The sequence below is a fragment of the Paenibacillus sp. genome, assembly GCF_035645195.1.
In the GTDB taxonomy this organism is placed as follows: domain Bacteria; phylum Bacillota; class Bacilli; order Paenibacillales; family YIM-B00363; genus Paenibacillus_AE.
This window is the reverse complement of record NZ_DASQNA010000013.1, coordinates 80,572-93,539: the sequence shown is the minus strand read 5'-3', so window position 1 is coordinate 93,539 and position 12,968 is coordinate 80,572. Positions and strand designations below refer to the sequence as shown.

The following is a 12,968-nucleotide window of genomic DNA, read 5'->3' as shown; positions in this document are numbered from 1 at the left end:
TCCCACTCCCCCGGACATTCCTCGTTCCTGATACCATCTTACGCAACGCGTGTCCGAAAAAGACCAAGCCCCATCCCGAAAGGAGTGCGGCGATGAATCCGAATGTACGAATGTTTCTTCGGACGGCGTGGCCGGCGTTCCTCGGTCTCGCCGCGGCGCTCCTGCTGTGGTTCGCCGTCCCGGTGCCATATATCGTGTATCAGCCGGGGCCGGTCGCGTCGACGCGGCCGATGGTCGAGACGCCGGCAGCGCCCGAAGCGGACGAAACCGACGGCGCCTACATGCTCACGACCGTGCGCTGGATGTACGCGAACGTGTTCGCGTACGCATGGGCGCGGCTCGATCCGGACGCGGAGCTGCTCGACAAGCAGACGGTGACGCGCGGGGCGAGCCGGACCGATTACGTCGCGAGGCAGCGGCTCCAAATGCGGGCGTCTCACGCGAACGCGATCGAGGCGGCGTACCGCGAGCTGGGGATCCCGTACGAGCCGCGAAGCCTAGGGATCTCCGTCTTCACGGTGATGGACGGCTCGGCGGCCGACGGCGCGCTACGTCCGGGCGACGTGCTGCTCGCCATCGACGGGAAAGCGCTTGCGGCGGAGGACGACGTCAAGGCGGCGCTCTCGGGCAAAGCGGCCGGCGACGACGCCATGGTAACGTTCCGCCGCGGAAGCGACGAACGGTCCGAGCGGCTGACGCTGCGCCCGATCCCGAACGCGGATCCGCCGCGGCCGGGACTCGGCATTACGTACGGCATGCTCCAGACCGTCGCGAGCGTCGATCCGGCGTACCGCGTGACGGTGAAGCCCGGCTCGATCGGAGGACCGTCGGCAGGGTTGATGTTCGCGTTGGAAATTTACGATCGGTTTACGGAAGGGGACGGGACGAAAGGGTACGTCATCGCCGGCACGGGGGAAATTTCGCCCGACGGGACGGTCGGCCGCATCGGCGGCGTCGGCCACAAAGTGACGGGAGCGTCGCGCAAAGGGGCGGAATTGTTTTTCGTCCCGGCGGACAACGCGGATGCGGCGCGCGCGAAAGCGGCCGAGCTCGGAACCAACATGCGGATCGTGCCGGTCGCTTCGCTGCGGGAGGCGCTCGATTATTTGGCGTCGCTGCCGGAGAAGGAGACGCGAACGGGCGGCTTGTAATAGTCGGCGAACCAATCGTCCGGCCCGGCCGTCGCATAGCCGAGCGCGTACGCCGCGGTCGCCGCCGCGTCGAGCGCGAGCAGCGGGTGCGCGTCGCGGCCGATGCGGGTGACGACGGGCACGGACGCCGTGCGCTTCATCCGCGCGAGCAGCGCCTGCCCGGCGTCGGTAAAGCCGAGCGCGCGCAGCGCCGGCGGACCGGCTTGCAGCGACTCGGCGCCGAGCGCCTCCTTGGCGTGGTCCAAGTAGACCGCGGTCAGCATGCGCTGCAGCTTCGTGCGCGTATACCGCTTCGTCTTGAGCGCGTCGAGGAGCGCCTCCACGGATGCGTCCGGCGGCAGGGCGGGGAGCGCTTTTTTGATGCGGCGCTCTAGCCCTTCCGTGACGTCGCGCAGCGCCGCGAGCCGCGATTCCGGCAGCGTCAGCAGCCGGTGAAACAGCGGCGCGCGGTACCGCTCCCAATGCATCGGCGCGCGCCCGGCTTCCCATTCGCGCCGCAGGATGCGCAGCGTCGCCTCCGGCACGTACGCGGCGACGGCGTCGAGCGCTTCGGCGGCGTCGCCGCTTGCGGCAAGCAGCCGCTTGCGAATCGCCGTTGCGCTCGCGATCGACGCGTCCGCGAAATTCGCGTCGTGATAGCCCGCTTTCACGCGGCGGATCGTCAGCGGCGTCATGCGGGCGCCGAGCCGCTCGAGCGCGAGCAAATAATGGAAGCCGAGCGAGTTATTCGGCTCGGCGAGCAGCGCGGCGGCGTCCGGCGAGCCCGTCAGCGCGCCTGCGGCGTCGGCGTAGGCGGCGGGGTAGGGGGCTCCGGTCTTGAGCCGCTCCCGGAGCAGCGCCGCGAACTCCGCGGGCTCGGCGGCGAGCTTCGCCGCGAGCGCGCGCAGCGCGCCGATGTCGCCGCTCTCGCTGCCGAAGCAGAACGCGTCGACGACGCCCGTCGCGTGCAGCGCGGCGACGGCGCCGTACGCGAACCATTCCGCCGGCTGCGCGCTGTAGGCGACCGGCAGCTCGAGCACGAGGTCGACACCCGCATGAAGAGCGGCCTCCGCCCGCGCCCATTTGTTCATCAGGGCGGGCTCGCCGCGCTGCAGCCAATGGCCGCTCATGACCGCGACGACCGCCTCCGCCCCGGCCGCCTCCTTCGATGCGGCCAAATGGTACGCATGCCCGTTGTGCAGCGGGTTATATTCCACGATGACCCCTAAGACGCGACCCATTCCGCAATCCCTCCATGTGCAAAAACACCCCTTGCCCGCGAACGGGAAGGGGAGGTTTTCTTCATTATACGTCACCCGTTACGTCGCTCGCCCTGTTATTCGCCGACCGCTTCCAGCTTCTCGATGCGTTTGCGATATACGACTCGCGACAGCCCGATACTGATTTCGTACAGCAGGAAGAGCGGGATAATGACGAGAATGTCCGAGACGAGATCCGGCGGCGTAATCGTCACGGCGACGATCGTCAGCAGCAAATACGCGACCTTGCGCACTTTGGCGAGCCGTTTCGGATTCAGCAGGCCGAGCGACGTCAGGAACATGACGATGACCGGCATCTCGAACAGCACGCCGAACGGCACCGTCATATTGATCATGAAGCGGAAATATTTCTCCGCCGTATACGCCGTCACGAAATTGCCGGACAAGCTGTTCAGGAACGTAAGCACCATCGGGTAAATGACGAAGTATCCGAAGGCGAGCCCGACGACGAACAGCACGGCGAGCGCCGGAATGTAGCCGAGCGCGGTCGTTCGTTCGATCGGACGAAGCCCCGGCGCCACGAAGCGCCACACCTGAAAGCCCGCGACCGGGATCGTCACCGCGATCGCGAATACGCCGGCGATCATGAAATATACCCATAGCACGTCCGTCGGCCCGAGCACCTGGAGCTTCCCGTCCAGGTCGCGCGTCAGCCACAAATAGATTTGTTCCACATAAACAAAAGCACCACAAAGGGCGGCCAGAAAGGTGCCCAATGTGATGATGATCCGCTTGCGCAGCTCGGTAAGATGTTCGGTTAGGTTCATTTCTTGCATTTGAGGTTCTTGCATCTCTTGTCCGCTCATAACGACTCCCAAGACGAATTAGGATTTTTTCTCCGCAAGCAATTTATCTTCGTCTTTCTCATCATTCGACACGAGTTCGCGCGTCGAATTTTTGAACTCGCTGAGCGTCCGGCCGAACGCGCGCCCGAGCTCGGGCAGCTTCGACGGCCCGAAGATGATCAGCGCGATTACAAGAATTAAGATAAGCCCGGGAATCCCGATGCTGGCTAACGACATATTGTGGACAACTCCCCCGAATAAAATCGCGCGCGAAAAACGGGGAGACCCGCTTTTCGCGCCGCGTGTATCCTACGATGCGTGTAGGATAAATTATAGCAAATCCGCAAAAGAAAGTGTACGAGAATTTATGGTGCGAAGACGCGATTAGCCCAGCTTGAAGCCGCTGATCGCAACGACGCCGCAGCGCGCTTTCGTATCGCCCGGGCGGTTCGGCCAGAGGCTCGTCGGCTTGCTGAGGTCCGTCGTCATTTCGCCCGGGTGCTGCACGGAGAGGAACAGCGTGCGCTCGTCCGGCGTGAAGAACGGCCCCGTCATTTCGCTGTCTCTCGGACCGGACGCGAACTGCATCGCTACGCCCATGTTCGGGCCGGACGTCGGGATCACGAACAAGCCGTTGTTCATGAACGATTTGTATACGCCCTTGTTATGGCTCGACGTCGAAATGTCCGTGACGACCCACAGGTTGCCGTTGGAGTCGAACGCCAAGTTGTCCGGGGACGAGAAGCCGGATTGACGGCCGCCCGCGGCGAAAATTTCGAAGTCGAAGCCGAGGGCGCCGAGGTCGTCGCCGTTTTCGAAAATGCGCGTAATGTGGCCGTGAATGTTGCCGTGCGCGTCGTTGTTCGTGTGGCAGATGAACACCGTGTTGTCGAACGGCGAAATTTCGATGTCCTCCGGACGGTCCGTCGGCGTGCCGCCCAAGATGAGCGCCGCCTCATGGCAGTTCGTGACGACGTCGCCTTGGCTCTTGAACTTCGCGAGCAGCTCTTCGCGCGTGCCTTTTACGCCCGTCGGCGCCTTGAAGCTTTCGTTCGCAAGCGCCTTGGAGAGCGCTTCGTACGTGACCGGCACCCATTCGCCTTTTTTGAAGTTGGCGACGTACAGCGTGCCGTTCTCGAGCAGCGCGGAGTTGGCGCGGCCTTTGGCCGGGTCGTATTTGCCCGAGGAAATGAATTTATACACGCAAGCGTCGCGCTTGTCGTCGCCCATGTATACGACGACGCGGTTGTCTTTGGCAAGACCCATCGCCGTGTTTTCATGGTTGAAGCGGCCGAGAGCCGTGTGCTTTTTCAAGAACTTCGCGTCGAACGGATCGATCTCGACGACCCAGCCGTAGTGCGTTTGCGGCAGGTCGTTCTCTTCGGCCGTGTCGCTGAAGTTTTCTTCGCAGGACAGCACCGTGTTCCACAGCGTGACGCCGCCGGAGCAGTTCGCGAACGTGCCTTGCGCCTTCGACGCGTTGTTCAGCGCCGGGATGCCCTTCGCCGGACCGGTAATGTCGAACGGCGTGAAGCCGTTGATGCGGCGGGCGTACTTTGACGACGTGTCCATCTTCCACACGCCGTTTTCGTCTTGGTACACTTCGATGACGGACATGCCTTGATAGTAGAGATCCTTTTCTTTTTGCGCTTTCGTTTTGCCGCTTTCGGCGATCGGGCCGAGCGCGAAAATGTTCGTATACTCGTGGTTCGTCACCAAGAGGCCGCGCGTAGAGCCTTCGATCGGAATATATGCGTTATAATCGGCGCCTTGGCCGAACTTCTCGCCGGCTTTGTTGATCACGTCGTCGAACGCCGCGACGACGTCGTAACGGTAGCCCTCGGGAAGAATCAGCTTGTCTTCGCTGGACGGGGAAATCGGCTTGAAGTAGCCGCTGACTTTGTTCGTCTTGAAGCCGAACATGTGGTCTGCGGTGCGGGAGGCCGCGGAAGCTTTGCCCTCGAGAACGCCGAGTCCGGCGGAAGCTGCGGCCAGCGCGGCTGCGCCCGTGCCGAGGTAAGACAAGAACGTGCGTCGATCCATCTTTTTGTCCAAAAATCTCACTCCCATGAGAATAATGACTTCGAGGACAAGCTTATGGGGCGAATGTTTTCTCCGTGTTAACGATTTTTATTTGTTTTGTAAATGATCAACGATATTGAGTTGTTTTTGTAAATGACCAAAGATCGATGAACTTTATATTGACTTTTAAAAATAAGTAATTAATTATATGATAATGAGCGAATATTTAGGAGGACTTGACCGATGCATAAGCCGTACCGCATTTACTTCCTATGCATGCAAAACCGGTGCCGAAGTCAAATCGCCGAAGCCTATGCGAAATACTATGGCGGATCGAATGTCATCGTTCATAGCGCAGGAATCGAAGCCGGAGAAATCCATCCATTGACCGTCGAGGTCATGCGCGAAGACGGCATCGACATCGCGACGCACGCTTCGAAACCGATCGACATGAACATCTTCATGAACGCAAGCGTTGTCGTAAAACTGTGCGAGCAAATCAAGGAGCGCTGCCCTGTCGTTCCGTTCGGAATTCAGAATTACCAATGGGATATTCCCGATCCGCTCCCGAGCGGCGATATTGCGGAAGTTCGGAAAGCGAGGGACGCCATAAAGCAAAAGGTCTTCGAACTGCTTTCGAATTTAAACGTATTGCAAGCCGTCCACGGCGCGGCAGCGCCGTCTGCCGGCACGGAGGAATTTGCCGAATTTTTTAAGCTCCTCGGCGACAAAAATCGCTTAACGATCGTTTCGCTGCTGAAGGAACAGGAGCTTTGCGTTTGCGAGCTGGTGGAAATTTTGCAAACCAGTCAGCCCAATATCAGTCAGCACCTAAGAAAGCTCAAGGACGCCGGATTGTTAAACGAATCGAAGCGGGGGCAGTGGGTGTATTACTCATTAAACATCAACGATAAGCCTCATTTCGAACCCGTCATCGCTACCTTGCCGTCGGCAAAAGATAAGCTGCGCCGATTGACCAATACTACTTCCTGCAATTAATTGGAGGCCGTCATGATTTTCATCGCATCGATTATTTTTCTTGTCACGTTAACATTCGTCATTTGGCAGCCGAAAGGTCTGAACATCGGGTGGTCCGCCTCCGCCGGGGCGATCCTGGCGCTCTTGTTTCAAGTCGTAAGCCTCGGGGATGTCGTCACCGTTACCGGAATCGTATGGAATGCGACGTTAGCGTTCGTCGCCATCATTCTCATCTCGCTCATTCTCGACGACATCGGATTTTTCGAGTGGTCTGCCCTCCATATGGCTCGTTTGGCCGGAGGGAACGGCAAGCGCATGTTCGTATACGTCATCCTGCTCGGCGCGGCCGTAGCGGCCCTGTTCGCGAACGACGGCGCGGCGCTGATCTTAACTCCGATCGTCCTGGCGATGGTTCGGGCGCTGCGTTTTCCCGATAAAATGATTTTGCCGTTCGTAATGGCAAGCGGATTTATTGCGGACACTACGTCGCTTCCTTTCATCGTTAGCAACCTTGTCAATATCGTTTCCGCGGATTACTTCGGCATCACGTTCGTAGAGTATGCCGGCCGAATGATCGTGCCGAGCTTGTTCTCCCTCGGGGCCAGTTTGGCGGTGCTTTACTTGTTCTTCCGGAAGGACATTCCGGAAAATTACGATGTCGATCAGCTCAAAAAACCGAATGAAGCGATCAAAGATCGCGGTCTGTTCATTTGGTCTTGGGTGATTCTCGGCGTTCTTTTAGTCGCCTACCTGATCAGTGGCTTCGTACATATCCCTGTTTCCATCGTTGCGGGGGCGGTGGCCATATTTTTCATTATCGTCGCCCGGCGGAGCAAAGCCGTCGAAACAATGAAGATCATTAAAGGGGCTCCATGGGCTGTCGTCATTTTCTCCATTGGGATGTATGTCGTCGTTTACGGCCTTCGGAACGTTGGACTTACGGATATGCTGGGCAGTCTGATTCGGACGTTGGCCGAACAAGGCTTATTCGTTTCGACGGTCGGGATGGGCTTCTTGGCGGCGATTCTTTCCTCGATCATGAATAACATGCCGACGGTCATGATTAACGCGCTCGCCATCGACGCTGCCGGCACGTCCGGCGTTATCCGAGAATCTCTCGTGTACGCCAACGTCATCGGTTCTGATTTAGGGCCCAAAATAACGCCGATCGGTTCCCTCGCCACGCTCTTATGGCTGCACGTCCTTTCCCGCAAAGGCGTAAACATTACTTGGGGCTATTACTTTAAAGTCGGAATTATTCTGACGGTGCCGACCCTGTTCATTACCCTTGTCGGACTTTATTCGTGGCTAACCCTTTTATCATAAATTTCAAACCAACACATTCGGGAGGATAAGAACATGGATAAAAAATTAGTGTACTTTCTCTGTACGGGCAATTCGTGTCGGAGTCAAATCGCGGACGGGTTCTTGAAAGCGCTCGGGAGCGACAAGTACGAAGTGAAGAGCGCGGGCTTGGAAGCGCATGGTTTAAACCCGAGAGCGGTTCAGGTCATGAAGGAAGCTGGCGTAGACATCTCTACCCACACTTCCGACGTGATCGACGAAGAGACGCTCAAAAAAGCGGATTACATCATTACGCTTTGCGGACATGCGAACGATCATTGCCCTGTCGTTAGAAACGATAAGGCGGAGCGCTGGCACTGGGGTTTTGAGGATCCGGCGAAAGCGACGGGTACAGAAGAAGAAATCATGACGAAGTTCCGTGAGGTTCGCGACTCCATCAAGCAGAGAATCGAACAGTTCGTTAAGGAAGGCAAGTAAAATCGAGGTCGCTCAAGAGAAAGCAGCACAGAAGCCGCCTGTTCAAGGCGGTTTTTGTCGTTTTATCGTTCGTAAGAACCTCAATATATAGTCTTCATCCTGCTGTTTTTGTAGACGACAAACGACGTCTGCAACTTTTCCGCGCTAGTTTCCGTCCTCTCATTTTGCTACAATGTAACAATGTCGTTGCGAGATTTGTCGATGAGAGATTTGACCAAGAAAGATTTGCAGAGAGCAGGAGTATGGTGAATAACGATGAAGACATCGCGTTGGACGAAGCTGGCCGCCGCGTTCGCTCTGCTGTTGACGACGGGATTGCCGGGCGCGGCGACGGCGGAGGAGAAGCCGATCCGAATTTGGTTTAACGGGGAAGAGCTCGTTGCGGACGCGCCGGCGTACATCGCCGCCGGCACGACGTTCGTACCGTTCCGGGCGCTGTTCGAGCGGCTCGGGATGGAAGTGTCGTGGGACGCGGCGACGAAGACGGTGACAGGCCGCGGCGGCGGCAAGACGTTGACGCTGACGGTCGGCGCGGCGTCGGCGACAGTCGACGGCACGGCGAAGCCGCTGCTGGCGGCGCCGGCGATCGTCGGGGGCCGCACGTTCGTGCCGCTTCGGTTCGTCAGCGAGACGGCAGGCGCTTCGGTTGCGTGGGACGGCGCGGAGCGCAGCATCCGCATCGCGAGCGGCCCGTCGGCGGAAGAGCAGCAAGCGGGCGTTAAGGCCGCCTACGAGGCGTATCTCGCGGCCGCGAACCGGGAAGACGCCGCCGCGGTGCTGCGCCTCGTGCATGCGGCGTCGCCGCTTCGCGCCTCGCTCCGCACGACGCTCGCGGACGCGTACGCCCGCCGCGACGTGCGGACGACGCTCGAGTCGCTCGTCGTCGAATCGGTGCACGGCGGCGTCGCGACGCTGCGCGTCACGGAGGCGAACGCGAAGACGGCAGGGGCGTTCTATGTCGACAATCGGGTCGACATGAAGGTGACGATGCGCCAAGGAACCGACGGCGCGTGGCGTTTGTACGACGCGGCCTTGCTGTCGCGGGAGTGGACGTCGCCGTTCGGAACGCCGCCCGGCGAGGCGTCGGCGCCCGAGGAAGAAACGGTCGCCCGGAATACGATCGCTGCATATATGGAAGCCTTAAATCAAGAAGACGTGAACGCCGCGTTGAAGATCGTCCACGCGGATTCCCCGATGCGCAAGGCGACGGAGGCGACGCTTCCATGGATGTTCGGCGCATACGATTTGGTTCACGAGTTGGAATCGTTGACGGTACTCGAGCGTTCCCAGGACGAGATGTACGTGCATACGGTGCAGACGATGCGCAAGTCGGCGGGTCCGAAGCTCGCGGATCGGCGCACGGAGACGATTCATACGCTGCGCAGATTGACGAACGGGCAGTGGAAATTGTACTCGACGATTGAAGGCAGAACGGAAATATTATCGATTCCGCATTGAGGATTGACAAAGGGCGAAGTTACTGGATATAATAATCTTTGTGTGTTTGAGGTGATGCTTCGTGAATATCAATTTGCGCGAGTTGGCAGCGAGAGGCGCACCCATCGAGCTTCGCGGAAGTCTCGTGATGGAGGATCCCGTCACCGGACGCAACGACATTCGTATGGCTGGTCCGATCGAGGCGAACTTGACCGCGCGGTCCGATTCCGGCACGGCGATCGTCACAGGCACATTAACGGCCGAACTGGAATTGGTGTGCTCCAAGTGCCTTCGCAAAGTGACGGAGAAAGCGGAATTTTCGGTAACGGAGATGTTCACGATGCAGCGCGGCATCGCCGAGCGCGACGAGGACATTCATCATGTCCCGGACGAGGTCGTCGATTTGACGCCTTATCTGCGCGAAGCGTTCGTCGTCCAGCTGCCGATGGCGGCGGTTTGCGGCGACGCGTGCAAGGGGCTGTGTCCCGTGTGCGGCAAAGACCGGAACGCCGAGACTTGCGATTGCGTACAAGAGCGGATCGATCCGCGTCTCGCCGGTCTCAAAGACTTTTTTTCGTAAAACATTACGGTGTAGTTTCACGAGCACTCTTGCAAGGAGGTGGGAACATGGCAGTACCATTTGCAAAAACGTCGAAAATGCGCAAGAACAAGCGCCGGACTCATTTCAAGTTGGAAGTTCCGGGCATGGTGAAGTGCGACCACTGCGGCGAGCTGAAGTTGGCCCATCACGTATGCAGAGTTTGCGGAACGTACAAATCCCGCGACATCGTGAAGCAAGGCTGATGACACAACACATAAAGGAAGCATTCCGTTTCGGCGGAATGCTTTTTTTGTTGCATCTTTTTGGTTAAGTAATATATACTAGTACTAAGACCTGGTACTAATTCTTAACGACGTTACTATTCCGCGAAGCGGAGGTGTCCGCCATCCAACGTTTGCCGAAACCGGCGCGCCAGGAGCGACTGGCGGCGACCATACAGAATAATCCGTTCGTCACGGACGAGGAACTGGCCGCCGAATTCGGCGTCAGCATCCAGACGATTCGGCTCGACCGAATGGAGCTTGGCATTCCCGAAGTTCGGGAAAGAATAAAACAGATGGCCGCCGTTTCGCAATCGGTCGTCCGCTCGCTGCCGATGGACGAAGTGATCGGGGACGTCATCGATTTGCAATTAGACAAATCGGGCATCTCGATCCTGGAAGTCGGCGAGGAGCATGTGTTTTCCCGAACCGGCATCGCGCGCGGGCACCACATCTTCGCGCAGGCGAATTCGCTGGCCGTCGCGCTTATCAACGACGAAGTCGCGCTGACGGCGTCGGCGGACATCCGCTACCTGCGGCCGGTTCGGCTCGGCGAGCGGTGCGTGGCCAAAGGGTACGTGAAATCGGCCCCCGGGGACAAGGGGAAGGCGAAGGTCGAAGTGTTCACCTACGTCGGGGACGATCTCGTGTTTCAAGGACATTTTGTGATTTATCGGTCGGGGAAAACGGCCGAAGCGAGAGGAGTTTCGAACGATGCGAATCGCCATTGACGCGTTCGGGGGAGACAACGCTCCCGAAGGCATCGTCGCGGGCGCCGCGGAAGCGGCGAAGGAGTTCGCCGACGCCCGAATCATTTTGGTCGGAGACGAAGCGCGCATTCGCGAGCTGCTCGCCGCAAGCGGCGCCGCGTCGCTGTCCAACGTCGAAATCCGCCACGCCTCCGAGGTCATCGCGGCCGACGAGGAGCCGGTTCGCGCCGTCCGCCGCAAGAAGGACGCCTCGATGGTCGTCGCGGCGTCGATGGTGAAGGGCGGCGAAGCGGACGCGCTCATCTCGGCCGGCAATACGGGCGCGCTGATGACTGCGGGCTTGCTCGTCGTCGGCCGCCTCAAAGGCATCGAGCGCCCGGCGCTCGCGCCGATGATTCCGACGATGGACGGCGTCGGCGTGCTGGCGCTCGACCTCGGCGCCAACATGGACGCGACCGCGGAGCAGCTGGCGCAATACGCCGTCATGGGCAGCGTTTATCGCAGCAAGGTGCATGGCATCAAGGAGCCGCGCGTCGGGCTGCTGAACGTCGGCACGGAGCCGGGGAAAGGCAACGAAGTGACGAAGGCGGCGTACCCGCTGCTCGAAGCGGCGCCGATTCGGTTCGTCGGCAACGTCGAGGCGAGGGACATTTTGAACGGCGTCTGCGACGTGCTCGTCTGCGACGGCTTCGTCGGCAACGTGATGCTCAAATCGTTGGAAGGCACCGCGCAGACGCTGTTCGGCGCCTTGAAGCAAGAGTTTACGCGGACGACGCTGTCTAAGCTGGCTGCGGCCGTGCTGCGCCCGGGACTGCGGAAGTTCCGGGACAAGATGGACTACAGGGAAGTCGGAGCGGCTCCGATGCTCGGACTTACGGGCGTCGTCATGAAGAGCCACGGATCGAGCGATGCGCGGGCGATCAAGAACGCGGTGCGCCAAACGGTATCGGCCCTTCGGTCGGACGTTGTCGGCACGATCGCTTCGGAGCTAGGGAAAGGGGAATGAGGTCATGATGATCGGCAGACCGGTCGGCATTTTGGGCACGGGGCATTACGTGCCTGAACGCATTTTGACGAACCAAGAGCTGGAATCGATGGTAGAAACGAACGACGAGTGGATCGTCACGCGGACGGGGATCAAGGAGCGGCGCATCGCGGCCGAGCATCAAGCCTCCTCCGATTTGGCTTACGAGGCGTCCGTTGCGGCGCTGCAGAGCGCAGGCATTACCGCCGACCAGCTCGGCCTTATCATCGTCGCTACAATGACGCCGGACGTGATGTGTCCGTCGACGGCGTGCATTCTGCAGGATAAGCTCGGCGCGAGACAGGCGGCCGCATTCGATTTGGCCGCAGCCTGCTCGGGCTTCGTATACGGTCTCGCGAACGGGGCGAACTTCGTGGCCTCCGGCATGTACGACTACGTGCTCGTCGTCGGCGCGGAGGTACTCTCCCGCGTGACCGACTACACGGATCGGAATACGTGCATCCTGTTCGGCGACGGCGCGGGCGCGGTCGTGCTCGGCCCGACGGAGCAGGGGCGCGGATTCGAAGCGTTCGAGCTCGGCGCCGACGGTGCGGGCGGACCGCTCCTGCGTGGCGGCTGCGTCGGCGGTTCGCGGTACCCGACGGCGGATTGCTTGCCGGAAGGCGTCACGCACCATATTTGGCAGAACGGCCGAGAAGTGTTCAAATTCGCGGTCCGCATTATGGAAAATCTGACCGAGAGCGTGCTCGCGAAGGCCGGCAAGTCGAAGAGCGACATCAACTTGCTGGTTCCGCACCAAGCGAATATCCGCATTATCCATGCGGCGATGGAAAAGCTGGAGCTGACCGAGAACGAAGTGATGATCAACGTGCATCGGTACGGCAACATTTCGGCCGCGACGATCCCGATCGCGCTGTCGGAGGCGGTCCAGGAAGGTCGCGTCAAGCAGGGCGATACGGTCGTGCTCGTCGGCTTCGGCGGCGGCCTCACGTGGGGCGGCGCGGTGCTGACCTGGTAACGCAATAGATAAAATTCCT

Annotated in this window: 14 protein-coding genes and 1 pseudogene; 11 read left to right on the top strand and 4 right to left on the bottom strand. The window is 59.7% G+C overall.

Features of this window, described 5'->3' with window-relative positions; all coding sequences use genetic code 11:
* The first annotated feature begins 92 nt into the window (after nucleotides 1–92).
* Nucleotides 93–1,151: a PDZ domain-containing protein gene (locus VE009_RS05940; RefSeq protein WP_325006475.1), complete on the top strand. Its 1,059-nt coding sequence runs from the start codon at nucleotides 93–95 to the stop codon at nucleotides 1,149–1,151.
* Here VE009_RS05940 and VE009_RS05935 read toward each other — a convergent pair.
* The 4 genes from VE009_RS05935 to VE009_RS05920 form a co-directional block, all read right to left on the bottom strand.
* Nucleotides 1,103–2,371, bottom strand: a complete 1,269-nt coding sequence (locus tag VE009_RS05935) for a nucleotidyltransferase (protein ID WP_325006474.1) — start codon at nucleotides 2,369–2,371, stop codon at nucleotides 1,103–1,105. The two genes, VE009_RS05940 and VE009_RS05935, sit on opposite strands and share 49 nt — an antisense overlap.
* A gap of 95 nt (nucleotides 2,372–2,466) precedes the next feature.
* On the bottom strand, nucleotides 2,467–3,201 hold the full coding sequence (gene tatC, locus VE009_RS05930) for a twin-arginine translocase subunit TatC (protein ID WP_325006473.1): 735 nt from the start codon (nucleotides 3,199–3,201) through the stop codon (nucleotides 2,467–2,469).
* Between the two features lie 33 nt (nucleotides 3,202–3,234).
* A complete protein-coding gene (gene tatA, locus VE009_RS05925; RefSeq protein ID WP_325006472.1) occupies nucleotides 3,235–3,432 on the bottom strand; it encodes a twin-arginine translocase TatA/TatE family subunit in 198 nt (65 codons plus the stop codon).
* A gap of 147 nt (nucleotides 3,433–3,579) precedes the next feature.
* On the bottom strand, nucleotides 3,580–5,238 hold the full coding sequence (locus VE009_RS05920) for a PhoX family protein (protein WP_325006545.1): 1,659 nt from the start codon (nucleotides 5,236–5,238) through the stop codon (nucleotides 3,580–3,582).
* Between the two features lie 222 nt (nucleotides 5,239–5,460).
* On the opposite strand from VE009_RS05920, the pseudogene VE009_RS05915 reads away from it, so the two are divergent.
* The 10 genes and pseudogenes from VE009_RS05915 to VE009_RS05870 all read left to right on the top strand — a co-directional run.
* Nucleotides 5,461–5,841 (top strand): annotated as a pseudogene (locus tag VE009_RS05915) (arsenate reductase ArsC); the annotation flags it as partial.
* Between the two features lie 27 nt (nucleotides 5,842–5,868).
* Complete coding sequence (locus VE009_RS05910; protein WP_325006544.1) at nucleotides 5,869–6,216, top strand: metalloregulator ArsR/SmtB family transcription factor; 348 nt, start codon at nucleotides 5,869–5,871, stop codon at nucleotides 6,214–6,216.
* Nucleotides 6,217–6,228: 12 nt separating this feature from the next.
* Nucleotides 6,229–7,521, top strand: a complete 1,293-nt coding sequence (locus VE009_RS05905; protein WP_325006471.1) for an arsenic transporter — start codon at nucleotides 6,229–6,231, stop codon at nucleotides 7,519–7,521.
* A gap of 33 nt (nucleotides 7,522–7,554) precedes the next feature.
* Complete coding sequence (arsC, locus tag VE009_RS05900; protein ID WP_325006470.1) at nucleotides 7,555–7,977, top strand: arsenate reductase (thioredoxin); 423 nt, start codon at nucleotides 7,555–7,557, stop codon at nucleotides 7,975–7,977.
* 255 nt (nucleotides 7,978–8,232) lie between these two features.
* A complete protein-coding gene (locus tag VE009_RS05895) occupies nucleotides 8,233–9,435 on the top strand; it encodes a copper amine oxidase N-terminal domain-containing protein (protein WP_325006469.1) in 1,203 nt (400 codons plus the stop codon).
* Between the two features lie 61 nt (nucleotides 9,436–9,496).
* Nucleotides 9,497–9,994, top strand: a complete 498-nt coding sequence (locus VE009_RS05890; protein WP_325006468.1) for a DUF177 domain-containing protein — start codon at nucleotides 9,497–9,499, stop codon at nucleotides 9,992–9,994.
* A gap of 47 nt (nucleotides 9,995–10,041) precedes the next feature.
* Entirely contained in the window at nucleotides 10,042–10,218 is a 177-nt protein-coding gene (gene rpmF / locus VE009_RS05885) for a 50S ribosomal protein L32 (protein ID WP_324893331.1), read from the top strand.
* A 152-nt stretch (nucleotides 10,219–10,370) separates the two neighbouring features.
* A complete protein-coding gene (gene fapR, locus VE009_RS05880) occupies nucleotides 10,371–10,967 on the top strand; it encodes a transcription factor FapR (RefSeq protein ID WP_325006467.1) in 597 nt (198 codons plus the stop codon).
* Entirely contained in the window at nucleotides 10,951–11,952 is a 1,002-nt protein-coding gene (gene plsX / locus VE009_RS05875) for a phosphate acyltransferase PlsX (protein ID WP_325006466.1), read from the top strand. Before fapR ends, plsX begins: the two co-directional genes overlap by 17 nt.
* Before the next feature lie 7 nt (nucleotides 11,953–11,959).
* A complete protein-coding gene (locus VE009_RS05870) occupies nucleotides 11,960–12,949 on the top strand; it encodes a beta-ketoacyl-ACP synthase III (RefSeq protein ID WP_325006543.1) in 990 nt (329 codons plus the stop codon).
* Nucleotides 12,950–12,968: the final 19 nt, after the last annotated feature.

Coding starts and splice junctions, on each gene's coding strand:
- VE009_RS05940 (WP_325006475.1), top strand. CDS start 93: ATGAATCCGAATGTACGAATGTTTCTTCGGACGGCGTGGCCGGCGTTC.
- VE009_RS05935 (WP_325006474.1), bottom strand. CDS start 2,371: ATGGGTCGCGTCTTAGGGGTCATCGTGGAATATAACCCGCTGCACAAC.
- tatC (WP_325006473.1), bottom strand. CDS start 3,201: ATGCAAGAACCTCAAATGCAAGAAATGAACCTAACCGAACATCTTACC.
- tatA (WP_325006472.1), bottom strand. CDS start 3,432: ATGTCGTTAGCCAGCATCGGGATTCCCGGGCTTATCTTAATTCTTGTA.
- VE009_RS05920 (WP_325006545.1), bottom strand. CDS start 5,238: ATGGATCGACGCACGTTCTTGTCTTACCTCGGCACGGGCGCAGCCGCG.
- VE009_RS05905 (WP_325006471.1), top strand. CDS start 6,229: ATGATTTTCATCGCATCGATTATTTTTCTTGTCACGTTAACATTCGTC.
- arsC (WP_325006470.1), top strand. CDS start 7,555: ATGGATAAAAAATTAGTGTACTTTCTCTGTACGGGCAATTCGTGTCGG.
- VE009_RS05895 (WP_325006469.1), top strand. CDS start 8,233: ATGAAGACATCGCGTTGGACGAAGCTGGCCGCCGCGTTCGCTCTGCTG.
- rpmF (WP_324893331.1), top strand. CDS start 10,042: ATGGCAGTACCATTTGCAAAAACGTCGAAAATGCGCAAGAACAAGCGC.
- plsX (WP_325006466.1), top strand. CDS start 10,951: ATGCGAATCGCCATTGACGCGTTCGGGGGAGACAACGCTCCCGAAGGC.
- VE009_RS05870 (WP_325006543.1), top strand. CDS start 11,960: ATGATCGGCAGACCGGTCGGCATTTTGGGCACGGGGCATTACGTGCCT.